The sequence below is a fragment of the Ignavibacteria bacterium genome (assembly GCA_041649015.1).
Lineage (GTDB): Bacteria > Bacteroidota > Ignavibacteria > Tepidaquicellales > Tepidaquicellaceae > CAIKZJ01.
In genome coordinates, this window is sequence record JBAZNU010000005.1 from 186,436 (window position 1) to 212,292 (window position 25,857).

Sequence of the window (25,857 nt, forward strand, 5' to 3'; positions counted from 1 at the left end):
ACTTGTCTTAACCAATTCTAGGAACTAATTCATTCATTGTGTAATGAACAAATTGTTTCCCTAACTCGGTTAAAATATAAGGTTTGCTATTCTCAAATGCTGATTCCAGTATTGTTGTTTTTGCTTTATGAATAGGAGGTTTCTTCTTTAAAAATCTTCCATCATCCGTAGTTTCTCTAAATTGCCTAATTACACCTCCAGTACTTAAATCTCTTATCAACAATTTATATAAATCAGCTTCAGGAGAATCCTCTCTAACAATTTCACCATAAATTGACATCCAAATATCATAACGAGTTACACCTGGTGTAGAATAAATTTCTCTTATAACTTTAAAATGTGCTTCATGATAAATCTTCAACCAATCAATAAATAATCTTATGACATCATCAGAACATAATCTTGTACCAGCAGCATTTTCTATCAAATTAGTTATATACTTTCTCTTTTCGTCAGTATCAGCTTCATCCCAAGTTCTAAATGCTTTTCTCACAATATCCAAATATTCTTCGCTTTCTATTCTTTCATCTATTTTTTCACCAATAGTTTCAAATCGTTCTGTAATATCTCCAATATTTAAAGCAAGCTTACCCATTTTTTTAGTATGCTCTTCTAACCACTGGTTTTGCAATTGTTCTCTTCTAATATCGCCTTGTTCTGTTTTCATACTTGCAGCTGCTGCAACAAAACCTCCAACCCATGGAATGCTACCTAATGCTGCAAGAACAAACTTTACAATTGCTCTTCGTTGATTTGAAGTTTGAGTTTTCTCGATTTCAGATTTGATATATTCTAATTTATTATCTGAATCAACAATATTGTTTTCTTCTACCATATATTATCTTGTAAATGAAATTATTGAACTATCTGAATCCGTAAGTTTATTAGATATTTCATCACAACACTTTCTTGCTTGCTCCTCGCTTTTACATTTGATTCTAATCGGGTCCTTTTGATTCTTATAATTTAATTTAACACACCATCCTAAAATTTGAATATTTTCAAAACTAACAGTAAGTAAGTTTTCCAATTGAACTGTTCCGCAATCAACTTTGATGAAACTCATGATTATTCCTTTCTATTTCTATAAATTTGAAATTTATCTGCTATTATTTCTTTTCGCTTATACAAAACTAACAAATATATTTTAATATTATAATGCTAAGGTATTTGACGGTGATAATGTTTCCGAGAACTTTCTTTAATAATATTAGAGTAAATCCTCTTTTGCCATTTCCTATTTGTTTCCCTTTGCTTGATTGTGTGTTTTGCATAACATCTGGCAGTTTTTCTTGATTGTTTTACCTCCCTTACTCCAAGCTGCAACGTGGTCTGCATCCATCTCATTTAAATTCCATATTCTATGTTTATTTGAAACATGCCCAATCGCACATAACGGGCAATTGGAAGTGTTTTTCCTTACAGCTTTTTCTGTTTGCTTAGTATAAACAAATTTTTTGGTAGCATCATCAAATATTCGAACTTCAAGTAACTTTGTATCAACTGAACTACCGAGTATATATTCAAATATGCCTTTTGAATTCGTTATATAGGGATCTGTTATGAGTTCTTGCACTTGTTTAGAAATAATTCTTGGATTATAAGTTATATCGAAATACTTATCATATAATTGCCCCCAATCCAACCCTTTCATTTCACGATGGTAATCTATAAAATTTTTTTGAATCCATTCAATTACTTTTTTAAAATGCAACCAAAGAACATCAGCATTTTCATCATTTTGATGGTCTGCCATATATTGTTTTACATTATTACTTGATATCCATTTTATAGCTGTTTCTAAACCCTTGCCTCTACTTTGATTTGCCTCAATATCTATATATTTATTTGCTAAACCATATGCGGCGGAATTGCTTTTCATAAAATAACGCTTTGCACTACTTAGCCAAGTGCCAGTATAATTAGCATTCAATAATTCCTGTGAAGTTAATGGTTCTCCAGCTATGTTTATAATTGAAAACCACTCTAATCTTTGTTCTGGTGTTCCTTCACAAACATAAATCTGCAATTCATAATTTAAGAAGTATTCTTTCTTTTCAGGTGAAAGGTTATCAAATTTCTTAGGCATACCATCTAAGATTATTGAAAATTCCATATTAAAGAATTGACAAAAACTTATAGTTCTTTGCTGCCCATCTATGAGTTCGTATTGATTATTATTTGTCTTAGCCCAATACATTACGTTTAGTGGAAATGCTGTATTAGGATAACCCCTCATAATTGTTCTTATAACTTCATTGCGTTGATCTGGTTTATAAATAAACTCTCGCTGATAAGCAGGTCTTATATTCAATTTGCCATTATAACCTACAACACCTTCTTCTGCGCTATCCTTATAGTTTTCCACAATTTCCCTAATTGTGATCGGCTTTAAATAAATCTTCATGATTTAATTCGTTTTATTATTATTCGAGAATAAGGGCAACTAGTCTTCCCATTTCTAGTAAGAGAAATATCTGTTCTACCACGATAATTTTTTGTTACACCTATAACTTTTCCCGAATTACCTGTGGGAATACCAATCAACTCAAATTGTTGGGGATTAAATATATCTAAAAAAGTATCTGGCACGCCTAACATTCCATAATAGTCTTCTGGTATTTCAGTAACCTTACTCACTTCAATTGCATCAAGATTATCGTATTTAATATATTCTTCTTCCGAATATTTTTTCCATAAAATCATTTTTTCGTGGTGTTTTTTAACATGAAGATTTGTAAACCAAGTTATAGCAGGAACTTTACCTATTTTTTTACCATTTTCAATTCTATCCCATTTCTTGTAATGATCTGGCATAATAAAATCACATGTTAGATTAAATCCGTAACCAGTCCAGATTTTATTTTCCTTAATTAATTTAAAAATTTCCTTTTTATGTAATGAATTCATGTTACCCATTATAATGAATTTTTTATCAAACTCAATTAGTTGGGCTACATATTCAAGAAATAGAGAAAAAGGAGGATTTGTAACAACAATGTCAGATTCTTCCAATAACTCTTTACACTCTTTACTTTTAAAATCTCCGTTTTCTTTCAAAAGTTTTAAAGAATTTCCATTATGTTTTATTAAATACTCAACATCAGAAAGATCTACACTTCCATCTTCATTAAAATCTTTAACTTCAGTAATCTCGATTTTGTAAGCATGTTTACTATTTTTATTCATCCCTTTCTTTAGAGAAGGCTTAACGTCATAAAGTGAAAGTTGGGTACCAGCAACCGGACTCGGGGAATAGCAAGTTGCTATCAATTTCTTTAGTTTAAGTTGATTAAAAGACATAGCAAAATATTTGAAAAAGTTGCTTTCAAAAGGATCATCACAATTACAAAAGATAGTCTTTCCTTTTAACTGATTAGAATAATTTTTCAATTCCTTCTCGATATCAACAAGTTGAGTATAAAACTCGTCATTCTTAGCTTTTTTAGCTTTGCCTAAGCTCCTGTTAGCCATATTTCTTCATGTTTATTTTTCAAATATAATATTATTATTTGATGAGTCCTCAAAATAAAGGTACATTTAGTTTTTTGAAAGGACTACTTATTTGTTGATGTAAATTTTTACTTATCTCTATCTTCAATATTTTTCTTAACACTTTCAGGTAGATTCTTCTCATAGTATTCGTTTATTTTCTTTGGTTGGCTTATAAGAACTTCACAAATAATATTAACAAATCCGAATAATGCAAATGCGATTTCAATTTTATCATTCAAATCAATTCTTCCTGGATGAACAGCATTATTACCAATAACTCTAACACTATCAAGAGCCTCCTGCATTGTCTTTGGAAGTCCTTTTTTTACTAAACTCTCAATATCCTCATTAATATTATTCCCCTTTTCTCCAAGATGTATGCATAATTTTTGAACTGCAAGACGTAACAACGCTGCTGCTCCTCGAGGCGAAATATTGACTATGTCTTTAGCTTCATTATAATCTTTTTTGATATCATCTGGTAAATCGGGGTTTGCAATTTCAACATTCCCAGTCAACGGATAGACCATTTTATTGTTTATCCAAAACGATACTTGACTGCAATGTCTGCACTTTGCTGTTGAAGTATTATTTAAATAATATTCAAATGTACTTGGTTGTCCATTTGGTAAAGTTGTTGAATAATTGCATTTAATTGATGAAGACCAAGTTTGCTCTGCTAATACTCCACAAAATGGGCAATGAAAAGAACGTTGACTTAGTGCAGGTGCAATGTGTTTACTCATAATAGTGTATTTAAAATATTACTTTTCTTAGCAAATGTACGATTATTTATGGTTTAGAAAAACCCATTTTCTGTGTCCTTTTTTCCACAAAGTCCGGGTTTTATGGCAAAATGCCCAAAATGACGAAAACTCACTCTTCCCCAAAAACTGCATTTTTGAGCAAATTCTCGGGTCGGGTACCTCAGAAAGGCGTTCCGGTACCTCAGAAAGGCATTCCGGTACCTCGGAAAAGCATTCCGGTACATCAGAATCGAATTCCGTTTCTCGGATATTACATTCCGGGTCTCGGATATCGCATTCCGGTACATCAGAATCGTATTCCGGTTCTCGGTTATTGCGTTCCGGTTCTCGGATATTGCGTTCCGGTTCATCAATATCGCATTCGGGTTCATCAATATCGCATTCGGGTTGTTCGATAAGGCATTCCGGTTTATCAAATTACTATTTTGTTTTGTAAGAGAAGGATTATGAGCGTTCAAAAATGCAATCTGACTGACGATAATCGCAACCTGCCCGCCCATAATCCTTTAAATCTGATTCAAAAACTGAATTCCTCCGGCTAACGGATTAATTACGCTGACTTCTTCTTCCTCGTAAACTCCAACCCCCTAACCATTTTTGCCTCCGGCGATGACGCTCCGAATGCACCTTGCACGTAATCTTTGCATGCAAGTGAAATATCTATTATTCCCGTTTTATCGGCGTAGAGTGCGGTATCACGTGCTGTTCTCGCATTTTCTATAGGAGCTAGAATCTCTCCTATTCCGTCATTCAGTGCTTTCATGCTGAGGGAAATATCGCCCAAAGCCGCCGTTCCAAGTTCCGGTTCGTTTGGCAAATACAAGGGCTGTGCTTTGTATAAATCCACAAGTTGTCTGAAAGTATCACCCTTCATTACGTAGCTTTGATGGCTTTGGCTTACGTCGTTTGGGTCTGAGGTTCCATCGGGGAGTTTTTTAACTTTAACTTTGAACCCTCTGTACTTATCCGCAAGACCCTTTGCATCGAGCTTAATCTGGTCGCTTGCCTCAGTGCTTTCAAAATAATTCAGCGTGCGGGTTACGAGCTTATCAACAGGTTCAAACAAAATTTCCCTTTGATTTATCGGCTCTTTCGCGTTTTGAATTGCCGTCGTCAGTGCCTGATGCGCCGTATCCGCCGTCTGCCATAAAGCCGTCATTTGATCTACCGTCAATGCCTCCCTGCTGGGTTTATATTTATCAGAAAAGGAAGAACAGTAATCAATTAGAGTCTTGAAGTTTGAGATGTTTATAGCGTGGCCGGTTTCGTGTACCGCAGTGCTTTTTGGTTTTTCTCCATCTTGCATAATATTAAAATATTAAGTTTATGAAAAATTACTTAACTAAAATTATGGAGTTTAATTTTAAAAGTCAATTCTATGATAAAAGCGAAAATCTTGGGTTAATGAAAATTGACTTATAAACATCTTTCATTTTATATATTATGTACACAATGAGTGCTTTAAAGGAAATAGAGCAAGTTAATCTGTCGGAATCCGAAAAAACTCTTATTGAAAAAGGTTGGAGTGCGGATGTTGCTAATAATGTAATTATTTCAAGAGTATTGTATAATTCCGAAGGATATTTAGTTGATGGATATATTGCCGAACCAAAAAGCTCAGAAACTAAAAGGTATCCGCTAATTCTCTGGAATAGGGGAGGAGATGAAAAAAACGGAAGGCTTGACGACTTTTTGGCATCAGGCATACTCGGTGAAATTGCTTCATGGGGATATATCGTAGTTGCATCACAATATAGACAAAAGGATGAATTCGGCGGCAGGGATATCGGTGATATTCTTAACATACTTAAAATTGGGATGAAAATGCCTGCATTTGACGGTGAAAATATCGGTGTTGAAGGATGGAGCAGGGGTGGTATGATGACTTATCAATTATTGACTAAATTAAGCTTTTTAAAGTGTGCAATTGTTGTTGCAGGGCTCGCTGATTTAAGGAGCAATTTCGAAAAGAATTCGAAACTAAAGGATAAGTTCTACGGGCTTTTCAAAGGTGCCGACGAGAAGAAAATTCTTGAAGAAATCGGAAAACGCTCAGCTGTCGATTTCTTTGAATCTATTCGTCCGGAAGTACCCCTGCTGATGATTCACGGAACGGCAGACGATAAAGTCTCTTATCAGGATTCAGTCCAAATGTATAAAAAACTATCAGAGTATATAAGAGCCGAATTAAGGCTTGAAACAATAGAAAATGGAGACCATTACCTTAGAAAAGAACGAAATACAGTAAGAAAATTGCGTAGAGATTGGTTTTATAAATATTTGAAATTAAATAAATAATATATATGTTTTATCAGTAGAAAAAATTATTACAAATCTAAAATGAAAATAGAATTCAGCATGTATGACCCAAACTTAGTTAAGCCGATGAGAGAAGAAGTGACGATTCTGGGCTTTAAAGAATTACTAAATAAGAATGATGTAATTAATGAAATAGGAACTCAAGGAACAGCACTTGTATTTGTTAATTCTGTATGTGGATGTGCAGCAGGTAAAGCCAGACCCGGTTTGAAACTTGCGATGAAATGGGCTGAGGAAAACAATGTAATTCCAGACAGACTTCTTACTGCATTTGCAGGAATGGAAAAAGAAGCAGTAAACGAAGTAAGAAGATATTTCGAACCAAATCCGCCGTCATCACCGCAGATAGGAATTTTAAAAGACGGTAAACTAAAATCACTAATTCCAAGACATGAAATCGAAAATACGAATGAATTTGTTGTAGCAGAAAAAATCGTTAAATTATTGCAGGAAAATTGCAGGAAGGATTAATGTTATGGACAGTAATTTTTCTCAAAGAGTACAGGAAGTAATCAGACTAAGCAGGGAAGAAGCGATAAGACTTGGGCATGATTATATTGGAACTGAACACCTGCTGCTTGGAGTACTTAGAGAAGGTGAAGGACTTGCTATAAGTATATTCAAGAATTTAGGTGTTGATTTAAACGCCCTGAAGAAAAACATAGAAGAAACCGTAAAACATTCAGGCAGTACCTTAACCATCGGTAACATTCCTTTGACGAAGCAGGCAGAAAAAGTATTAAAGATTACATACCTTGAAGCTAAGCTTTTTAAATCGGATATAATTGGAACAGAACATTTAATGCTTTCGATTCTCAGGGAAGACGATAACCTTGCATCGCAGATACTTCATCAATTTAATGTTACATATGACAGCGTAAAGACGGAACTTGTTAATATACTTACAGGTCAAAAATCTGCTGCAGGCTCCTCACAGCAGAGTAAAACATCTGAAAGAAAAACCGATAAATCAAAAACACCCGTACTCGACAATTTCGGGAGGGATTTAACAAAACTTGCAGCTGAAAATAAACTCGACCCTATCGTTGGACGCGAGAAAGAAATTGAACGCGTAGCTCAGGTTTTAAGCAGGAGGAAGAAAAATAACCCAATACTTATCGGTGAGCCGGGCGTCGGAAAGACAGCAATAGCGGAAGGGCTTGCATTAAGAATAGTTCAGAAAACTGTTTCGAGAATTTTGCACAATAAAAGAGTTGTATCCCTGGATTTAGCGGCTCTTGTTGCCGGGACAAAATACAGAGGTCAGTTCGAAGAAAGAATGAAAGCCGTGATGAACGAGCTCGAAAAAGCAAAAGATGTGATTCTTTTTATCGATGAACTTCATACAATAGTCGGAGCAGGTGGTGCAAGCGGCTCTCTTGATGCATCTAATATTTTTAAACCTGCATTGTCAAGAGGCGAACTTCAATGTATTGGTGCGACTACCTTGAATGAATACAGACAGTTTATAGAGAAAGACGGTGCGCTGGATAGACGATTCCAGAAAATTATGGTAGAGCCGCCTTCTGTCGAGGAAACTATTCAGATATTAACAAATATTAAAAGTAAGTATGAAGAGCATCACTCAGTTAGATACACAGACAAAGCAATTGAAGAAGCTGTAAGACTCAGCGACCGCTATATTTCTGATAGATTTCTTCCCGATAAAGCCATTGATGTCATGGATGAAGCGGGATCAAGAGTACACCTTGCTCATATTGTGGTTCCCGAGGATATTTCCAAACTCGAAGAAGAAATTGATATTGTTAAACAGGAAAAAATGAAAGTAATAAAAGCACAGAATTATGAAGAAGCTGCCAAGCTAAGGGATAAAGAAAAGGGTTTAATCGCAAGGTTAGAAGAATCTAAATTCGATTTCGATTTAAAATCACAGAACACATTCTATGAAGTTTCAGAACAGAGTATTGCTGACGTAGTAGCAATGATGACAGGTATTCCGGTGAACAAAGTCGCAGAGTCGGAAACAAAGAGGCTTGTTCACATGGAAGAATATCTAAAGAAGGTCTTAATCGGTCAGGATGAATCGATAGAAAAGATTTCTAAATCAATAAGAAGAGCGAGAGCAGGACTTAAAGACCCGAACAGACCAATTGGCTCATTCATATTTCTTGGACCGACGGGTGTTGGAAAGACGGAACTTGCAAAACAACTTGCAAAATTCCTTTTCGATTCCGAGGATGCATTAATTCGTGTTGATATGAGTGAATACATGGAAAAGTTTAACGTATCAAGGCTTGTTGGTGCTCCTCCCGGATATGTAGGATATGAAGAGGGCGGTCAGTTAACTGAAAAGGTTAGAAGAAAACCTTACAGTGTTGTTCTGCTTGATGAGGTTGAGAAGGCACATCCGGACACGTTTAACGTACTCCTGCAGGTTCTTGATGACGGAATGCTTACTGATGGACTTGGAAGGAAAGTAGATTTCAAGAATACAATAATTATTATGACTTCAAACATTGGTACGCGTGATATTAAGATGGATAAGGTATTCGGCTTTGGTGAATCAAAAGACGAGACAAAATATGATAAAATGAAGTCATCTATTAACGATGCAGTTAAGAAAGTTTTTTCCCCTGAATTTTTAAATAGAATTGACGATTTTATAGTGTTCCATCAACTTGGAAGAGATAGTATATTGAGAATAGTTGAAATATCTGTTGAAACGCTGCAGAAGAGACTTGTCAATCAGAATATTACGATTGAATTGACAAAGCCGGTAAAAGAATTTCTTGGAGATAAAGGATACGACCAGAATTATGGAGCGAGACCTTTGAGAAGGGTTATTCAAAAGTATCTTGAAGATCCTTTGAGTGAGGAAATTCTTAAGGGCAATATAAAAGAAAACACAAAAGTACGTGTTAGGTTGAAAAGGGGAACGGAAGAAATAATTTTCGAACCCGCAAAGGCAAGCTCATCAAGCACGGACTCTAACGACGAAATAATTGAAGAATCTAAAGAAAATAAAGGATAATTAAATGAGCAACAAAGGACCTTACAATGCTTACATAAGCGCGGTCGGTCATTTTTTCCCCGACAAAATAATCCCTAATTCGTATTATGAAAGTTTTCTTGATACGACTGATGAGTGGATAAAAACAAGAACAGGTATTTCCGAAAGAAGATTTACTGAACCTGACCAGCCTACTTCCTACATGGCAATCAGAGCTGCAAAAATGGCTCTCGAAAAGAGAGGCATGTCTGCGGAAGAACTTGATCTTATCATTGTTACAACTGTTACCCCGGATATGATGTATCCTGCAACTGCAATCTTAGTAGCTGAGGCTATCGGTGCAAAGAAAGCATTCGGTTTTGACATTTCAGCAGCATGTTCCGGGTTTATCTTTGGGCTTTCAACTGCTATTCAGTTTATTCAAAGCGGTGCTTATAAAAATGTACTTATTATAGGTGCCGATAAAATGCAGGTCTTAGCTGATATGTCTGACAGAAACAACTGCATTTTGTTTGGTGACGCTGCGGCAGCGTTTTTACTCGAACCGACGGAAGACAAGTCAATCGGTATCCTCGACCACATCCTTCACGTTGACGGCTCCGGAAAAGATTTTCTTAATCAACCCGGCGGAGGAAGTCTTAATCCTGCTTCACATGAAACAGTAGATAAGAAGATGCATTTCGTCCGACAGGACGGAAAGGTTGTTTTCAAGGCTGCTGTAAAAGGCATGGCTGACGTGTCGGTTGAAATCATGGAAAAGAATAACCTGAAATCTGAGGACGTTGCATATCTCGTTCCTCATCAGGCAAACATGCGAATCATTCAGGCAACAGCGGATAGAATGGGTGTAAGCTTGGATAAAGTTATGGTAAATATTGATAAATACGGTAATACAACATCAGCAACAATTCCTTCTTGTGTTTCTGAGTACTATTACGCAGGTAAATTAAAAAAAGGAGATAATTTAATACTTACTAGCTTTGGTGCCGGTTACACCTGGGGCTCAGTTTACATTAAATGGGCAATATAGAATAGTTTTTAATTTTAAAAAGGTATTGTTGTAATTGCATTTATGTTATTAAACAATACCTTTATTATATAATTAATATGTTAATAAAAGCACCTGCAAAAATAAATATTGGCTTAAGAATTTTAAGCAAGAGAGACGACGGTTACCACAACCTGGAGACTATATTTTATCCCGTAAAACTTTATGATGAGTTGTTTGTTCAAATTCGTAAATCTGATGCAGGTACAAATTCCATAATTATCAGAACTGAAAAAAACTCTGTTCATCTTAATAAGAATAACACCTGCTTTAAAGCGGTGCAGTCATTCTTTAAAGCCTTTCGGATTAAAGACAATTATAAGTTAGAAATTAAACTCAGGAAAAATATACCAATTGGTGGAGGACTTGGCGGCGGGAGCTCGGACGCCGGTGCTGTATTAAGATTTTTGGTGAAATACTTTAATATCAATATTACTGCGGAAAAAGAGAAACTTATACAATGTGCTCTTGAAGTTGGAAGCGATGTTCCTTTTTTCCTTGTACAGAAACCTTGTTACGCTACTGGTAAAGGGGAATATCTGCAGCTACTGAACAACTTTATTTTGAATTATGATATTCTACTCGTTAATCCCAATCAGCATGTATCAACTAAATTGGCTTACGAAAGTCTGGGATTATCGAATGATTACGTTAAAAATCAAGTCTTGAATAAAGTGACTGAATTTAATCTCGAAAACATAGAATATTTTGTCAATGATTTTGAAAAAGTAGTTTTTCCTATATATCCCATTCTCGAAAAAATTAAAGATGACCTGTATAAAAGAGGTGCCGTCTTTTCATCGATGAGCGGTAGTGGTGCTGTTATTTATGGTTTTTTTGATCGAAGTGATAAGGATAAATTAAATTATGCTGTTAAAGAATACAGAATGTCAGGATACTTTACTGCAATTGCTTGAATTAAATATTTTGTAAGTTTCTTTGTTTATGCTTAATTTACAAAATATCTTCTTAAAACAATTTAATGAATCGTAAGCTTCTTTATCGTAAATTAGACAGGATTCTCGGCATACCAATTCTCATGGTTCTTGCCCTGTTGTTTAAAAGAAGAAAATCATTCCCTGCTTACGATGTAAACAAAATTCTCGTTGTCAAATTTGCTGCAATAGGTGACAGTATTATGCTGATTCCAATGCTCAGGACCCTCCGCAGAGCATACCCGAAAGCGGAAATCACATTTCTTTGTTCGGAAATAAATGAATCTATTATTCGTAAAGTTCCTTATGTCGATAGAGTCCTCGTTGAGAATGTTCACAGCTATCTGAAAAATCCATTGAAGTTTCTCCGTATGATATTTTCTTTAAGAAAAAACAAGTACTCTATCATTATCGATACTGAACAATGGTCACGGATAAGCGCGATTATTATCGCATTACTTCGTTATCAGTTTTCTATTGGTTTTAAAACTCCCGGGCAGTATAAGCATATTATGTTTAACCGCGTTATTAATCATTCACGTGAAAAACATGAGCTCGATACTTTTATAGATTTGTTGACACCGCTGTTTGTTCTGGTATATCAAAGCGACTATGTCCTTGAGTATTTTCTCACTGAAAAGAATGAAGACACTGCATCTGAATTCTTCAGAGAAAAAGATTTAAATGGAAGGACCGTTATTACCCTCCATCCCGGTTGCGGGGGGTTAGGAGCCCCGAGAGAATGGGATATCCAGAGCTATGTTGCACTTGGAAAAAGGTTGGTTGATTACAATAATGAGATTGTATTACTCATTACAGGTGCACCCAATGAAAAACATAAATGCAATGAACTGGAAAGCGGGCTTAGAAAGATATACGGTAACACAAATAAAATAATAAACATTGCAGGAATGTTTTCTCTCGATGATGTTGTCGCATTGATTAAAAGAGTTACGCTTATCGTTTGCAGCAATACCGGTATTCTTCATTTGGCATCTTGCATGGGTACTAAAACTATGGGCTTGCACGGTCCCACAAATCCAGCCAAATGGGGAGCTTACAGCAAGAATACAGTATTAATTCAGAGTGATAAATACTGCAGTCCATGTCTTTATCTTGGTCATGATTACGGTTGCAAAGCTCCTACTTGCATGAGCCATATTTCAGTCGATGATGTATTTATTCATATCAGAAAGGCTTTGAATCCCGAACTTTTCCCCGACGAACTGAAAGTTCTTGATTGAATTCTGCTTTTTCAGCCTGCCCTTTCATAAGACATTCTAATCCAGTTTATAACTTCTTTGTTGATTTCCTTTACTGATGATAAATTTATTCTATGAGAGCACATCATGTTAGACCCCGCCGATTCAAGCTTTCCTTGTACCGGTTCACCTTTCAGATTCAGTCCGATTTCAAAACGTGTCTTTGTTGCGGGTGTTAACATTGCAAATTGTCTTTTCCGGCGAAATGCAACGTATGCATTCTTAGGGGCGACTTCTACATCATTTCCGAACTTTAAAATCTCTGCGTGGAGCTTCTCATAAATTGTTTTGAAATGTTCTTTACCCTTGTATTGCTTCTCAATAAGTTCATCCTTATTCTCAGCCGAACCGGCATCAGAGCCTTTTGACTTATGTGCGACTAAATTTGCATATCCGTGAGTTAAAGAATGCGTCTCCTTCAGAAACCTAACTATCTCCCCGTGTTTCTGGAAATTCTGTTTTTTAACAATATCAATCCATTGTTCGAGTGATTTACCCGAGTTTTTTAACAGATTGTCAATCATTGTTTTTTCGGCATTTTCTATGTTACTCATTTATTGTTCTCATTTTTAAAAATCATTAATATTATTGAATATATAACATTAAAATATCATTAAAAAGTTTTATTAATCATCTTAAAGAAGAAATAGTGATTCAGCTAAAAGAAGTATGAAGAGCAGTGAGGCTTTTAGCAGGTACATATATTTTACTCACTGTTTACTTCCTATTTTTGTGCTATAACCAGCATCTCGAAATCTTCGGTTGTTAATTTATCATTTCTGCTGAATTTACCCAGCTTTGAACCGAATATATCTATTGTTCTAAACTCAAGCGATTTGAGAAGCCATGTAATTTCAGAGGGCACATAATAACGCTCATTGCAGATCAACTCCTTTTTGTTCCCCGAATCATCCTCGAATGTTGTTGTATCATTATCCCTGAAAGTCAATAAATCAAAGGAGAAGCTGGTGCATGTTGAGTTTCCTTCCTTTGCTTGTGATTCAATAAAATCTTTCACCGAATGAAAGAGAGGAAATAAAGCGTTCAATGCAGTAAAAATTAATTTACCGTCTTTCTTTAGAGAACGTGCTGCATTCTGCAAAATGCTGTAATTCATCTCGTCTGTTTCCATCAACGAAAATCCGCCTTCGCAAATCATAATAGCGGCGTCAAATTCGTCAACGAACGGCAAGTTCCTTGCGTCATTCTTTTGGAAGTCTATTTCAAGATTCGATTCAGCCGCTTTTTCCTTAGCACGATTAATTTGAGAATCCGACAAATCAATCCCCACTACAGTATATCCTCTACTCGCGAGCTCTATTGAATGTCTACCCGTACCACAGCCTATATCAAGTATTCTGAATTTCTTATTGTATCCTAATTCAGATTCTATAAAATCACATTCACCGAGTGTGCCTTGTGTAAAAGCTTCATTATCATACTTGTGAGCGTAATTCTCGAATAATTCTTCGTACCACTGTTTCATAATGTTTTTTTATTCAAACATATATATAATGCTCTCAAGTTTCAAGATAATGCATTATATCATTCTTCGGAAAACATACATAGAAGCTTATCCTAATGCAACATCAAGTAGCATCATTGTTGCAAATCCCATCATCGCTCCAATGGTTGATAAATCCGTTTCATTTCCTGTTTGTGATTCGGGTATTAATTCCTCCACCACAACAAAAATCATCGCACCCGCAGCGAATGATAGTGCATACGGAAGAAGTGGTGTAATTGCCAGTACTAAATACGCACCTATTACACCTGCAATCGGTTCAACAATTCCCGATAATTGACCGTAATAAAATGCTTTTGTCCTTGAAAATCCTTCGCGTCTTAGTGGAATAGATACAGCAGCACCCTCAGGAAAATTCTGTAATCCGATACCTATCGCTAACGCAACTGCTCCCGCAGCAACACTTGGGTCGGCATTTATGGCAATTGCTCCAAATGCTACACCGACCGCGAGACCTTCAGGAATATTATGCAGTGTGATAGCAAGTATTAAAAGCACACTTCGTTGCCAGGATGTCTTTATACCTTCTGCTTTTTCTGTTGATAGTCCCATATGCAGATGCGGCAATATTCTGTCAACTAAGTATAAAAATGCACCTCCGCATAAAAATCCAACAAATGCCGGAACCCATGCGATTGAGCCGTTTGCCTCAGCCATTTCAATCGAAGGCATTAGCAGTGACCAGATACTTGCGGCTATCATTACTCCCGCAGCAAATCCAAGCATGGAATTTAATACTTTCTTATTTATTGATTTAAAGAAAAATACCATCGCTGAGCCGAGAGCCGTAACTCCCCATGTAAAAAGTGTCGCTAGGAGTGCTAATAATACCGGATTGTACTCAAGTAAATACTCAAACTTCATCTTTTATTTTTCCCCATTCCTTTATATAACAATGCTAAATAATTTATTTTTAAATTGTTTTTACTTTAAAAAATATAATCGTTAAATCCCTTAAAAAAATCAAGTAAATCTGAAATGAAATATTTTGAATCTCAATTTTCCATTATATTTCTGGTAGTTGCAGAAAAATTACCCCTTAACTAATAATATATTCGAAAGTGTTTATAATTAAGTGATATTTTACTAAAAAATACGAGTGTTTATTCTATAGAACTTAATAAGAGGAGTCTTTGAAGTTTCATTATTTATTAATAATTGTCTTTAAAATGACAACCCTTTTTGGTAATTTTATGATTATGAAAAAATTGATTAACCTCAAAACCTCGTATATTCACAGATGATAGATTTTGTATTTAAACCATTTGATAAAATGACTGATGAGGATTATAAGCTTGTCGGTTTTAAATCTGGTCTTGAAATTCATCAACAGCTTCTTACTGAGAAAAAGCTTTTCTGCAGATGTCCTGCTGGAAAGTACAATCATAAGTTCGATGCTGAAATATTAAGGCACATGCGTCCAACACTTTCCGAACTTGGTGAATACGACGGAACCGCATTGATGGAATTTAAGACAAAGAAAGATATTATTTATCATATCAACAGAGAAACAGTATGTACTTATGAAATGGACGATACACCTCCATTTGAAATAAATGAGCAGGCTTTAGATATTGCCCTTGAAATTGCTTTACTCTACAAAAGCGCAACTACTGACGAAATTCACATTGCAAGAAAACAATATCTTGACGGCAGTATCCCGACGGGCTTTCAAAGGACAGCTATTATCAGTATTGGAGGGCGAATCCCGTATAAAGACAGAGAAATAAATATAATTCAACTATCTATTGAGGAAGATTCCTGCAGGGAAGTAAGCGACCACGAACATAGAAGAGTATATATAGCTGACAGGCTCGGAATGCCACTAATTGAGACAGTTACTGCACCTGACATGAAAACTCCGTTAGAGGTAGCTGAAGTAGGCAAGATTCTAAGCAATATAGTAAAGAGTACGGGGAAAGTAAGAACCGGAGCTGGTGCAGCAAGGGAAGATGTTAATGTATCCGTAACAGGTGGTACACGAATCGAAATAAAAGGTGTTCCGAGTCTAAAAAGAATTCCGTTGCTTACGTATAATGAAGCTATGCGACAATGGAACTTACTCAGATTGAAAGAAGAATTACAAAATAGAAACATTACACCGGAAACCTTCACCTCAAAACATGATAACATCACAAGAATCTTAAGAAAAACAAAATACCTTCCGATTTCAAATGCACTCAACGAGGAAATGATAATTGGTTCAGTTATCCTTCGTGGGTTTAAAGGATTGCTGAATTGGCAGACACAGACCGAAACTTATTTCTCAAAAGAAATATCCGATAGAGTAAGGGTAGTGGCTTGCCTCACTTCTCTTCCTAATATAATACATTCAGACAGCACTTCCGAAACAATATCAATTGCAGAATGGCAGAAAGTTAAGAAAGCAGTAGGTGCGGTTGAGAATGACACTGTAGTTATAGTTTGGGGAAATGGAATGGATGTTGACACTGCCATGAAAGAAATAGCCATTCGGGCAAAAGAAGCCACTGTAGGTATTCCTTCGGAAACAAGGCAGGCATTGAAAGACGGAACGACAGGCTTTGAACGAATTTTGCCCGGACCGGAAAGGATGTATCCTGATACTGATTTACCGCCCAAGAGAATTTTGCCCGAAAGAATAAAATCAATAGAATCAAAACTGCCCGGTTTTTTCTGTGATAGAATTAAATTGTATAATGAACTTGGTGTTCCTGTTGATTTAATCGAACCGCTTGCAATTTCGAAATTTGCAAACCTGTTCGAAGAAGTTGTTAATAAATGGAAATTAAACCCAAAATTAGCAGCAGTAGTATTAATTCAGTATCCCAAGAGATTGAAGAAAATGGGACTTAAGTTTGAGGACTTTGATCCAAAATTGCTAAAAGATATTTTAAAAGCTTACAAGGACGGGTTATTAGCTAAAGAGGGAATTCTTAAAGTAATGCACGATTCGGTAAAATCAGGTCTTTTTGAAGCACAGAATCTGCCCTCTAAAATCAAAGCTAAGGAAGCAAATACTATTATTAAAAGCTGTGAAACAGAATTAAAAAGAAAGAAATTGTACAATAATGATAAGCGCGATTTTGTACTTAAAGGATTGGTGATGAATATAGTCAGAGGCAGAATTGATGGTAAAGAGGTAACTGATTTGATTCCAAAATCAAGAAAGGATGACAAATAATGGCAGATGACATGTACAAAGGATATAAGGGTAAAGCCTTAAAAGTCTTAAAGAAGTTCGAGGCACTTGTTTGGTGTGATGTTGTTATTGCTACTCCCAGAGCCGATTTCGTTGGTATTATATTACCGCGATCCGAAACCGCCGATGACCTTCATATAGTTTTAAAATTACGCTCTGGTTATAACGTTGGTATACTTGCTAATAGTGTCAAAAACATAAAAGTTGAAGGGCGTAAAGAAGCAATTTATAAAATACCCGAAAAAGAATTTCCTTTTGACCCGGCAAAACCAAACGTCAAGCTTTTGGGAACAGGCGGAACTATAGCCAGTAGGCTCGATTACAGAACAGGCGCTGTTATTCCTGCATTCACACCCGGTGAACTTTACGGTTCAGTACCAGAACTTGCCGATATTTGCAATCTCAATACAGAAAAGCTTTACGGTGTTTTTAGTGAGAACATGGGACCCGAACAGTGGATTGGAACTGCTAAAGCTATAGGTGCTGAAATCAAAAAAGGTATCCATGGGATTGTAATTGGTCATGGAACTGATACTATGCATCACACTGCCGCTGCACTTTCTTTTATGGTTCAGAATTCTCCCGTACCAATTGTTATGGTTGGCTCTCAACGTTCAAGCGACAGACCTTCATCCGATGCAGCTTTGAATCTAATGCACAGCGTTAAGACTGCTGCTGAAAGTGATATTGCCGAGGTCCTTGTATGTATGTTTGGTCCAACATCCGATGAATACGGATTACTTCACAGAGGAACAAGAGTGAGAAAAATGCACTCTTCTTACCGTTCCACGTTCAGAACCATTGGCGACATTCCCGTCGCTATGGTTAGCAGAACTGAAATAAAACCATTAAGACAAGATTACAAAAGAAGACGTGACGATAAAGATGTTGTAATTAACACTGCGTTCGAAGAAAGAGTAGGTATTGTTTATTATTATCCTAACATGAAACGCGATATAATTGATTCGCTAATAGACAATGATTATAGAGGCATTATAATTGCCGGTACAGGTCTTGGGCATGTAAATAAACCCTTATATCCTGCTTTAAAAAGGGCAAAAGAAAAGAACATTGCAGTTTACATGACTGTCCAAACTCTCTGGGGTTATGTTCAGATGTATGTCTATGATACAGGTCGCGACATGATGGAACTTGGAGTAGTTCCTACTGCTAACATGCTTCCTGAAGTTGCTTACGTTAAACTGGGTTGGGCATTAGGTCAGTCTGAAAATCTTGACGAGATAAAGAAAATAATGTTGACACCTATTAACGGTGAAATAACAGAACGCGAACCAAGCAATGGTTATTTAATTTATCAGGGCGGAATACCCGAAGTAGAAGAATTTATATCGGAACACAGGAAATAAATATTCCCCATCATTTAAAAGATATTTAGTAGTTCATTAATTGTGAGCAACAAAACGTTTTGTCTTCACGGCTTCTATAATAGATCTGGTCCGAGAATTACATCTTTAGCAGGTGTATTTAATTGTTTCTTTTTGAGAGATTAATGAAACAAAAAGGGTATTGACTAAGTATATTGACTATACGTATTTGTATAACTAATTTAACAACTTTTAAATTAAATTTAATTCAAACGATGAAAAAAATTCTTTTGATGCTGGTTGTTGCAGCATTGTTTGTCTCAGCTAATCTTTTTGCTAAAAACTTCCCCGGTGATATCGCGGGTGCAAGAGCTGATTATCTTTACAAGAAATTAAAGCTTACGAATGAACAGTACAACAGCGTTTATTCAATTTTCCTTGAAGCCGCAAAGAAAATGGAAGGTACGGACATGACCAAAATGTCCAAAGATGCAAAGAATGAATCTATGAAAAAAATGCACGACGAAACTATGAGTAAAATAGAAAAAATTCTTACAAAAGACCAGCTGACAATGTGGCCGAAGGAAAAAGAAAAGGTTTGCAAAGTTAAGCCTAAAAGGATCGTGAAAAAGAAAACTACAGAAAGTACTGAAGAAGTTAAAAAAGATGAAAAGAAAGACATAAAGAAAGAAGATACTAAAAAGTAACTTTTATTTTTAATCCCGTGATTATTTTGGTCTTATCACGGGATTTTTTATGCTTAAATTATTTACATGTCTTCATGAAAAAATGGAATTAAAAGAGTGGAAGTCTAAATCAAGTAAAACATTATTTAGTAATCCCTGGTGGGAATACCGTTTAGATAAATGTTATATCCCGAATGGACGCGAATATGAATACCATTATGTGTATACCGGCGGTTCTGTAATGATTGTACCGGTTATGAATGACGGTAAAATTATACTCGTCAATCAGTATCGTTATTTAAACAAAAGATTCAGCATCGAATTTCCTGCAGGAGGTATGAAGCCCGGTCAAAATCCCGAAGTGATAGCGCATAAAGAACTAATCGAAGAAACCGGATTCGATGGTGAACTGCAGAAAATTGGGAAATTCAATCCTTATAACGGAATTACAAGTGAATACTGTCATGTTTATATAGCAAGAAATTTATTCAAATCCGAAAAAGAGATTAAAGATGAGCAGGAAGAATTTGTGCATCTTTTCCTCGAACCCGGGAAAATTGAAGAGAAAATTATCTCAAATGAAATTCATGACGGTATGTCGATGGCAGTATGGTCAATGACGAGAAAAAATTTCCTTTAATTTAAACCCATTTACCCTAATAATTGTCTAATTTTAATGGAATCAAACCATAATTAATGTTGTTAGATTTGATGTTAACTATTAAAATTATTATAAAATGAGATACTTATTATCCTTGGTTCTTGTCGCTATATTAAGTGTTAGTCTAGTTGCACAAGACCTTCAAGAAGCGAACAGGAAAAAAGATTTATCCGGAGTAAAAACTAAACTTGCAGGAAGAATAATTGATTTTGATTCAGGGAATCCTATCGAAGCTGCTACCGTGCAGATTTTTTCAACAAATGATACAACAAAATTAGTAAAAGGTACTGCAACCGATAAAGATGGAAATTTTGTTATTGCCGATTTTAAACCCGGTAAGTATGAAGTAAGAGTTTCATCTATTGGTTACAATACTTCAAAGTTAAAAGAAGTATTTGTCTCTCTTGAGTCACCGGAGGTGAGTCTTGGAGATATTAAGATTAAAGCAGGCGACGAATTTGTGACGTCTGAGATTACTGTTGAGGCTGAGCAGAACTTTATGGAGATGGGAGTCGATAAGAAGGTATTCAATGTCGAGAAGGATATTAACAGCGAAAGCGGTTCCGTTACGGATGTTTTAAAGAACGTTCCCTCTGTTACGATAGACAGCGATGGAAGGATTAGTTTAAGGGGCAGCGGTAACGTAAAGATTTTAATTAACGGTAAACCCTCTGGTCTTTTATCTACTGACCCTATCGGTGTTCTTGAATCTATTCCGGCAAATACTGTCGACAGGATTGAAATCATTAATAATCCATCAGCAAAATACGACCCCGAGGGCATGTCCGGTATTATAAACATCGTTCTTAAGAAAGGGAAGACGGAATCGAAAACCGGTTATACGTATAATTTGAGTTTGAACGCAGGTACAGGCGACAAATACAATCTTTCTACGGGTCTTTCATACCGTACCGGCAAATGGAATCTTTACGGTAATTACAGTTACAGGTCATTTAATATGGATGCTTCCGGTGTTTCAAGAAGCAATAACTTCTTAAGTGATTCAATGTTTGCTCTTAATACTTCATCTAATATGTTCAACAAAATGAGGTCGCATTTTGGAACCGTTGGCTTTGATTTTGACATAAATAAAGAAAACTATCTTGGCATGTCACTGAGTTACAGCAATAGGGATAGGAATAGAAATGAACTTACCAATTATAAGAACTTTGATAAATTGCTTAATCCTACTTTCTTCTATGACATGCATGTTGCTGATGAAGAAACTGAAGACGGAATCGATGCTAATTTAAATTACAAACTCAATTTTAATAAGAAGTTTCAGGACTTAACTATATCTTCTCAGTTCTCAACTTCAAATGAGAAAGGGGACATAAATTCTAACAGGCAGTATATGAATTATAACAGCATCCCTGTTAATAATACGCCGAACATACAGAAGGAATATTTAGATAGTAAGTACAGGTCCTTTTCTGTGCAGGGTGATTATGTCCATCCTTTGAAAATTGACGAAGCACACGGGTTCAAGCTTGTAAGTAAGTTTGAACTTGGTTTCAGGTCTCAGATAAGGAATACTGATGATAACTATAGACTCGATACTTTAAACTACAGCACAAATGTTTTTAATACCGATGCTTCAGTTAGCAACGATTTTTCTTACAATGAACAGATACATGCCGTTTATGGTACCTTCGAGGATAAGATTAAAAGGTTCGGTTATCAGATTGGTTTAAGGCTTGAGCAGACATTCACTAAATCAGAGCAGCTTGTTACTTCTCAGAATTATGATAACAGCTATTTTAGTTTCTTCCCGAGTGTGTTCGTTAAGCAAGGTCTTTCGGATGATTTTGAATTGCAGGCAAGCTTCACGAGACGTATTAACAGACCAAGCTTATGGAGTCTAAATCCATTCGTTATTAGAACAGATCCTCAGAACTTGAGAACAGGTAATCCCGATTTAAAGCCGGAATATGTTAATGGTGTGGAAGTCGGAGCGGTTAAATATTTCACGGCGTTTACTCTTACGTCTTCTGTCTTTTACAGGTTAACAACAGACGTAATTACAAGGTATTCAGTGTTTGATTCTAATGGTGTTGCGACCAATAAACCCGAAAATCTTTCTCAAGCAAGAAACTATGGCGTGGAGCTTATTGGTTCCGGCTCGCTTGCTAAGTGGTGGAACGTTAACGCAAGCGCCTCTTACTTCAGGTCTGAGCTTGACGGTAATATTCAATCGGCTGAAATTGACAACAGCGGGTATTCCTGGACTGCGAAGCTAATTTCTAACATGTCATTCAAGGATTTGTTTGATGTTCAGCTTTCATATTTTTATCAGGGTCTAAATGTTACGACGCAGGGTACATTCAATCCTATGCAGTCACTTGATTTTACAGTAAAGAAAGACTTCCTTCAGAAGCGTATGAGTATTGGCTTCAGAATTAGAGACCTTCTTAATACTATGGGCTTTGGTTTTAGTCAGAGTACAAGCACTTTTACAAGAGATTCGTACAGAAGAAGGGATGGCAGGACATTTTTCCTGACATTTACGTACAGGATTGGTACTGACGATAAGAAGCAGAAAAGAAAGCCGCAGCAGCAGGAAGAGAATATGGATAGGGAAGGTCAGGAGTTCTAATAATAGTTATGTTTAAATAAATCCCCTAACAAGGGGATTTATTTTTTCAACTGTAAAATAGCTTCAAGAGCAAATCAGATGCCTGTGTTGGAAGCAAACTCCTGTTAAGTACTTTTTCAGTAACCTTAATTAATTCGTTTTTTATCTGCTTGCTGCTATAAAAATCCGCAAGTAGTCTTTCATCAATCATCTTAAGCATCCAGTCAATGTTCTGTTGGTTTCTTCTTTCGGTAAAGACGTCGCTGCTAATCGTGGTTTCTTTGAATTTCTGAACGTTTGCCCAGAATTCCTTTATCCCTTCGCCCGTTAACGCCGAGCAGACATCGGCATACGTTTTCCAGCCTTTTGTTGCTGGCAGCAAGTAATGAAGTGCCATAGCAAATTCAGATTTTGCAAGCAAGGCTTTCGCTTTATTGTCACCATCGGCTTTGTTTATTAATATAGCGTCCGCAAGTTCTATTACACCTTTTTTAATTCCTTGCAGTTCGTCGCCCGCACCTGCTATCATTATAAGCAAAAAGAAGTCAACCATCGACCGAACCGTCGTTTCACTCTGCCCTACCCCTACCGTCTCAACGAGTATTACATCGTAACCCGCCGCTTCGCAAACTAACATTGTTTCTCTTGTCTTTCTTGCTACCCCGCCAAGCGTACCGCTTGAAGGAGAAGGACGGATGAATGAATACTTTTCCCTCGATAGTTTTTCCATCCTTGTCTTATCGCCTAATATACTCCCTTTCGTTATCGTACTTGATGGGTCAATCGCAAGTACTGCAACTTTGTATCCAAGATTTATCAGGTATAATCCGAATGCTTCTATAAAAGAACTCTTGCCTGCTCCCGGAAATCCGGTAATGCCTATTCGGAGTGACTTTCCCGTATTCGGTAATAATTCCTTCAGAACTTTTTGCGCCGTTTCGTTATGAATAGATGAGTTACTCTCTATCAGCGTAATTGTTCTTGCAAGAATCGTTCTGTCATTTATCAAAACCCCGTTAACGTAATCCTGCAAATCAAGCTTTTTGCGTTTGCTGAACTTCTTTTCGTCAGGTTTCATCTTCTCACTATCAACACCTTTTACTATCTTTACTGCAAATTCAGCACCAGCATTCTTTGGTGTCCAGTCGGGTTTATATGATTTTTGTTTATTAGAACTGCTCATATTACAAAATAGAAAAATTTAATACCTAAATCTATTTCAAAACAATTTAATTTAAGAATCTGATGTATAAATAATTTCAGTAAATTATTATGATGTAGTATTATTTAATATCCATATTTAGTATATTTTTCGGGGTTTAATTTAAAATTAATCAAAATGAAAAAACAATTATTTTCACTAATTCTAATTTTCTGCAGTATATCTCTCTATTCACAATGGTCAATGAATCCTGCAGTAAATTTATCTATTAGCGACTTATCCGGAGAACAAGTATTACCTAAGGTTGCTGCTACATCCGACGGTGGCTGCTATATCGGCTGGTTTGACCAAAGAGGTGGAGGCTATGCTGTTTATTTACAAAAACTAAATTCTCAGGGAGTAAAACAGTTTGCCGCCGACGGTTTGCTTATAAGCAATAACCCGCAAAGCTCTTCGCTCGTTGATTGGGATTTAGCGGTTGATGACAGCAACTGCTGTGTCCTCGCATTCACTGATACAAGAGCTGGTAGTTCTATTAATCCTTACGCTTATAGGATTAGTCCTTCAGGGCAGTTCCTTTGGGGTGCTAACGGCGTTGCTTTGACAGATTCAGTAGATGTCTATCAGGCTAATCCAAAAGTTATAGTTACCTCAGACGGAAATTTTATCATTCCTTGGCAATACAATAACAAGATTGCTATTCATAAACTTGATAAATCCGGGAATAAAGTTTGGGGAACCGTTCCAATGATGATTATAGGGAATCCTGCAATAGGTACAGGAGAAAAATTTAATTATCCGACAGGAGTGAAGTCCGATAACGGTAGTTTTATTCTGTACTGGGTTGGATACACAGGACAGTTTTTCAGTCCATCGAACTATAAACTTTATACACAAAAATATTCGGGGGCAGGCTCTGGTCTCTGGGGGAACCCATTTGATACTCTTTGGAATCAAGGAAATGCAAACGCAATTTATCAGCCTTCAATTTATTCAGATGGGAATAACGGCGCCGTATATGTATGGCAAAGCTTCATAACCGGACCGACTGTATGTTATATCCAGAGAAAGAACTCTGATGGTCAGATTCTGTTTCCTGTCAATGGAGTTGCAGCAACTACAACAGGTGCAGAGAGGTTAAATTTTACTCCTTCTGCTTCGTTTATGCCTTCAACTGGAGAAACATATATGTTCTGGCAGATTAAGAATTCTAACCAATCGTTAATAGGTGTTCATGGGCAGAGATTTTCTTCTACAGGAGCAAGATTATGGACAGATGCAGGGCTTGAGGTAAAACCTCTTGATGGAAATTCATTTGCAAGCCTTTGGACATACACAAGGGATACAAGCATCCTTGGATACTATATGGAAATTGGAACAGCTACGAATGATTTTGCAAAAGCATTCAAGCTTGATAGAAATGGGAATAAGCAGTGGGGCGGAAGCATTATTACACCGGGAGCTTATGATGGCAAGAAAGGAAGAATGAGTGTTGCATTGAATCAAAGTGGCATGTCAATCCTAGCATTCCAGGATAATCGTAATGATGCCGGCGGAATGTATGCGCAGAATATTAATTATGACGGTTCTTTCGGAAACCCGACAGGAATAAATTCACTCGGCGAAGTTCCGGGCAAGTTCTCTTTGTCTCAAAATTATCCGAATCCGTTTAACCCGACTACAACAATCAAATTCGAAATAGCGAAAAGCAGTTTAGTTACTTTGAAAGTTTATGATATTATGGGCAGGGAAGTGATGTCGCTCGTCAATCAAAACATGAACGCAGGGACTTATGAATACTCGCTGAATATGATGAATTTTACGAGTGGTTCGTATTTCTATAAAATGACGGCTGGAGACTTTTCTGAGGTTAAGAAAATGATAGTATTGAAATAAGAATATAATTGATATTACATTATTAAAGGGGCTATAAGCCCCTTTAATA

The 25,857-nt window shown here is 36.3% G+C and carries 23 protein-coding genes; 13 read left to right on the forward strand and 10 right to left on the reverse strand.

Annotated elements, in window-relative coordinates; genetic code table 11:
* Nucleotides 1-7: 7 nt before the first annotated feature.
* The 5 genes from WC644_09980 to WC644_10000 form a co-directional block, all read right to left on the reverse strand.
* Entirely contained in the window at nt 8-835 is an 828-nt protein-coding gene (locus WC644_09980) for a hypothetical protein (protein MFA5012264.1), read from the reverse strand.
* Nucleotides 836-838: 3 nt separating this feature from the next.
* Nucleotides 839-1,066: a hypothetical protein gene (locus tag WC644_09985; GenBank protein ID MFA5012265.1), complete on the reverse strand. Its 228-nt coding sequence runs from the start codon at nt 1,064-1,066 to the stop codon at nt 839-841.
* Nucleotides 1,067-1,237: 171 nt separating this feature from the next.
* A complete protein-coding gene (locus WC644_09990) occupies nt 1,238-2,407 on the reverse strand; it encodes a DUF262 domain-containing protein (GenBank protein MFA5012266.1) in 1,170 nt (389 codons plus the stop codon).
* Nucleotides 2,404-3,474 carry an adenine-specific methyltransferase EcoRI family protein gene (locus WC644_09995; GenBank protein ID MFA5012267.1) on the reverse strand — a complete coding sequence of 357 codons (1,071 nt, stop codon included), beginning with the start codon at nt 3,472-3,474 and terminating at the stop codon, nt 2,404-2,406. Before WC644_09995 ends, WC644_09990 begins: the two co-directional genes overlap by 4 nt.
* 107 nt (nt 3,475-3,581) lie before the next feature.
* On the reverse strand, nt 3,582-4,241 hold the full coding sequence (locus tag WC644_10000) for a DUF4145 domain-containing protein (GenBank protein MFA5012268.1): 660 nt from the start codon (nt 4,239-4,241) through the stop codon (nt 3,582-3,584).
* Nucleotides 4,242-4,275: 34 nt separating this feature from the next.
* Here WC644_10000 and WC644_10005 point away from each other — a divergent pair, with 34 nt between their 5' ends.
* Nucleotides 4,276-4,698, forward strand: coding sequence for a hypothetical protein (locus WC644_10005; protein ID MFA5012269.1), 423 nt, complete (start codon nt 4,276-4,278; stop codon nt 4,696-4,698).
* A gap of 114 nt (nt 4,699-4,812) precedes the next feature.
* Here the strand turns inward: WC644_10005 and WC644_10010 are convergent, their stop codons facing one another.
* Nucleotides 4,813-5,568: a hypothetical protein gene (locus WC644_10010; protein MFA5012270.1), complete on the reverse strand. Its 756-nt coding sequence runs from the start codon at nt 5,566-5,568 to the stop codon at nt 4,813-4,815.
* A gap of 146 nt (nt 5,569-5,714) precedes the next feature.
* Here WC644_10010 and WC644_10015 point away from each other — a divergent pair, with 146 nt between their 5' ends.
* The 6 genes from WC644_10015 to WC644_10040 all read left to right on the forward strand — a co-directional run bounded on the left by WC644_10015 (nt 5,715) and on the right by WC644_10040 (nt 12,779).
* The gene (locus tag WC644_10015; GenBank protein MFA5012271.1) at nt 5,715-6,560 is read left to right on the forward strand and encodes a prolyl oligopeptidase family serine peptidase; all 846 of its coding nucleotides are present in this window, start codon (nt 5,715-5,717) and stop codon (nt 6,558-6,560) included.
* 42 nt (nt 6,561-6,602) lie between these two features.
* Nucleotides 6,603-7,052, forward strand: a complete 450-nt coding sequence (locus WC644_10020; protein ID MFA5012272.1) for a BrxA/BrxB family bacilliredoxin — start codon at nt 6,603-6,605, stop codon at nt 7,050-7,052.
* Nucleotides 7,053-7,056: 4 nt separating this feature from the next.
* A complete protein-coding gene (locus tag WC644_10025) occupies nt 7,057-9,573 on the forward strand; it encodes an ATP-dependent Clp protease ATP-binding subunit (protein ID MFA5012273.1) in 2,517 nt (838 codons plus the stop codon).
* Nucleotides 9,574-9,577: 4 nt separating this feature from the next.
* Nucleotides 9,578-10,582: a beta-ketoacyl-ACP synthase III gene (locus WC644_10030; GenBank protein MFA5012274.1), complete on the forward strand. Its 1,005-nt coding sequence runs from the start codon at nt 9,578-9,580 to the stop codon at nt 10,580-10,582.
* A gap of 77 nt (nt 10,583-10,659) precedes the next feature.
* A complete protein-coding gene (ispE, locus tag WC644_10035) occupies nt 10,660-11,517 on the forward strand; it encodes a 4-(cytidine 5'-diphospho)-2-C-methyl-D-erythritol kinase (GenBank protein ID MFA5012275.1) in 858 nt (285 codons plus the stop codon).
* Nucleotides 11,518-11,582: 65 nt separating this feature from the next.
* A complete protein-coding gene (locus tag WC644_10040) occupies nt 11,583-12,779 on the forward strand; it encodes a glycosyltransferase family 9 protein (GenBank protein MFA5012276.1) in 1,197 nt (398 codons plus the stop codon).
* Between the two features lie 11 nt (nt 12,780-12,790).
* On the opposite strand, the gene WC644_10045 is transcribed toward WC644_10040, so the two are convergent.
* The 3 genes from WC644_10045 to WC644_10055 form a co-directional block, all read right to left on the reverse strand.
* Nucleotides 12,791-13,351 (reverse strand): DUF5655 domain-containing protein, encoded by a 561-nt coding sequence (locus WC644_10045; protein ID MFA5012277.1) that lies wholly within the window; start codon nt 13,349-13,351, stop codon nt 12,791-12,793.
* A gap of 170 nt (nt 13,352-13,521) precedes the next feature.
* On the reverse strand, nt 13,522-14,283 hold the full coding sequence (locus tag WC644_10050; GenBank protein ID MFA5012278.1) for a class I SAM-dependent methyltransferase: 762 nt from the start codon (nt 14,281-14,283) through the stop codon (nt 13,522-13,524).
* Between the two features lie 87 nt (nt 14,284-14,370).
* On the reverse strand, nt 14,371-15,186 hold the full coding sequence (locus tag WC644_10055) for a ZIP family metal transporter (protein ID MFA5012279.1): 816 nt from the start codon (nt 15,184-15,186) through the stop codon (nt 14,371-14,373).
* A gap of 376 nt (nt 15,187-15,562) precedes the next feature.
* On the opposite strand from WC644_10055, the gene gatE reads away from it, so the two are divergent.
* The 5 genes from gatE to WC644_10080 all read left to right on the forward strand — a co-directional run bounded on the left by gatE (nt 15,563) and on the right by WC644_10080 (nt 22,771).
* Entirely contained in the window at nt 15,563-17,485 is a 1,923-nt protein-coding gene (gene gatE, locus WC644_10060; GenBank protein MFA5012280.1) for a Glu-tRNA(Gln) amidotransferase subunit GatE, read from the forward strand.
* Nucleotides 17,485-18,870 (forward strand): Glu-tRNA(Gln) amidotransferase subunit GatD, encoded by a 1,386-nt coding sequence (gene gatD / locus WC644_10065; GenBank protein ID MFA5012281.1) that lies wholly within the window; start codon nt 17,485-17,487, stop codon nt 18,868-18,870. The genes gatE and gatD overlap by 1 nt, the downstream gene beginning before the upstream one ends.
* A 233-nt stretch (nt 18,871-19,103) precedes the next feature.
* Nucleotides 19,104-19,535 carry a hypothetical protein gene (locus tag WC644_10070; protein MFA5012282.1) on the forward strand — a complete coding sequence of 144 codons (432 nt, stop codon included), beginning with the start codon at nt 19,104-19,106 and terminating at the stop codon, nt 19,533-19,535.
* Nucleotides 19,536-19,617: 82 nt separating this feature from the next.
* The gene (locus tag WC644_10075) at nt 19,618-20,154 is read left to right on the forward strand and encodes an NUDIX hydrolase (protein MFA5012283.1); all 537 of its coding nucleotides are present in this window, start codon (nt 19,618-19,620) and stop codon (nt 20,152-20,154) included.
* Between the two features lie 97 nt (nt 20,155-20,251).
* Nucleotides 20,252-22,771 carry a TonB-dependent receptor gene (locus WC644_10080; protein ID MFA5012284.1) on the forward strand — a complete coding sequence of 840 codons (2,520 nt, stop codon included), beginning with the start codon at nt 20,252-20,254 and terminating at the stop codon, nt 22,769-22,771.
* Nucleotides 22,772-22,817: 46 nt separating this feature from the next.
* Here the strand turns inward: WC644_10080 and meaB are convergent, their stop codons facing one another.
* The gene (gene meaB, locus WC644_10085; GenBank protein ID MFA5012285.1) at nt 22,818-23,933 is read right to left on the reverse strand and encodes a methylmalonyl Co-A mutase-associated GTPase MeaB; all 1,116 of its coding nucleotides are present in this window, start codon (nt 23,931-23,933) and stop codon (nt 22,818-22,820) included.
* A 156-nt stretch (nt 23,934-24,089) separates the two neighbouring features.
* Between meaB and WC644_10090 the strand changes: the two genes are divergently transcribed.
* Nucleotides 24,090-25,808 carry a T9SS type A sorting domain-containing protein gene (locus WC644_10090; protein MFA5012286.1) on the forward strand — a complete coding sequence of 573 codons (1,719 nt, stop codon included), beginning with the start codon at nt 24,090-24,092 and terminating at the stop codon, nt 25,806-25,808.
* The last annotated feature ends 49 nt before the right edge of the window (nt 25,809-25,857 follow it).

Excerpts from the sequence above, each read along its gene's own strand:
- meaB (MFA5012285.1), bottom strand. The coding sequence starts at position 23,933 with ATGAGCAGTTCTAATAAACAAAAATCATATAAACCCGACTGGACACCA.
- WC644_10070 (MFA5012282.1), top strand. The coding sequence starts at position 19,104 with ATGAAAAAAATTCTTTTGATGCTGGTTGTTGCAGCATTGTTTGTCTCA.
- WC644_10030 (MFA5012274.1), top strand. The coding sequence starts at position 9,578 with ATGAGCAACAAAGGACCTTACAATGCTTACATAAGCGCGGTCGGTCAT.
- WC644_10000 (MFA5012268.1), bottom strand. The coding sequence starts at position 4,241 with ATGAGTAAACACATTGCACCTGCACTAAGTCAACGTTCTTTTCATTGC.
- WC644_10010 (MFA5012270.1), bottom strand. The coding sequence starts at position 5,568 with ATGCAAGATGGAGAAAAACCAAAAAGCACTGCGGTACACGAAACCGGC.
- ispE (MFA5012275.1), top strand. The coding sequence starts at position 10,660 with ATGTTAATAAAAGCACCTGCAAAAATAAATATTGGCTTAAGAATTTTA.
- gatD (MFA5012281.1), top strand. The coding sequence starts at position 17,485 with ATGGCAGATGACATGTACAAAGGATATAAGGGTAAAGCCTTAAAAGTC.
- WC644_10005 (MFA5012269.1), top strand. The coding sequence starts at position 4,276 with ATGTACGATTATTTATGGTTTAGAAAAACCCATTTTCTGTGTCCTTTT.
- WC644_09985 (MFA5012265.1), bottom strand. The coding sequence starts at position 1,066 with ATGAGTTTCATCAAAGTTGATTGCGGAACAGTTCAATTGGAAAACTTA.
- WC644_10080 (MFA5012284.1), top strand. The coding sequence starts at position 20,252 with ATGAGATACTTATTATCCTTGGTTCTTGTCGCTATATTAAGTGTTAGT.
- WC644_10020 (MFA5012272.1), top strand. The coding sequence starts at position 6,603 with ATGAAAATAGAATTCAGCATGTATGACCCAAACTTAGTTAAGCCGATG.
- WC644_09990 (MFA5012266.1), bottom strand. The coding sequence starts at position 2,407 with ATGAAGATTTATTTAAAGCCGATCACAATTAGGGAAATTGTGGAAAAC.
- WC644_10025 (MFA5012273.1), top strand. The coding sequence starts at position 7,057 with ATGGACAGTAATTTTTCTCAAAGAGTACAGGAAGTAATCAGACTAAGC.
- WC644_10045 (MFA5012277.1), bottom strand. The coding sequence starts at position 13,351 with ATGAGTAACATAGAAAATGCCGAAAAAACAATGATTGACAATCTGTTA.
- WC644_10015 (MFA5012271.1), top strand. The coding sequence starts at position 5,715 with ATGAGTGCTTTAAAGGAAATAGAGCAAGTTAATCTGTCGGAATCCGAA.
- WC644_10075 (MFA5012283.1), top strand. The coding sequence starts at position 19,618 with ATGGAATTAAAAGAGTGGAAGTCTAAATCAAGTAAAACATTATTTAGT.
- WC644_10050 (MFA5012278.1), bottom strand. The coding sequence starts at position 14,283 with ATGAAACAGTGGTACGAAGAATTATTCGAGAATTACGCTCACAAGTAT.
- WC644_10055 (MFA5012279.1), bottom strand. The coding sequence starts at position 15,186 with ATGAAGTTTGAGTATTTACTTGAGTACAATCCGGTATTATTAGCACTC.
- WC644_10040 (MFA5012276.1), top strand. The coding sequence starts at position 11,583 with ATGAATCGTAAGCTTCTTTATCGTAAATTAGACAGGATTCTCGGCATA.
- gatE (MFA5012280.1), top strand. The coding sequence starts at position 15,563 with ATGATAGATTTTGTATTTAAACCATTTGATAAAATGACTGATGAGGAT.
- WC644_09980 (MFA5012264.1), bottom strand. The coding sequence starts at position 835 with ATGGTAGAAGAAAACAATATTGTTGATTCAGATAATAAATTAGAATAT.
- WC644_10090 (MFA5012286.1), top strand. The coding sequence starts at position 24,090 with ATGAAAAAACAATTATTTTCACTAATTCTAATTTTCTGCAGTATATCT.
- WC644_09995 (MFA5012267.1), bottom strand. The coding sequence starts at position 3,474 with ATGGCTAACAGGAGCTTAGGCAAAGCTAAAAAAGCTAAGAATGACGAG.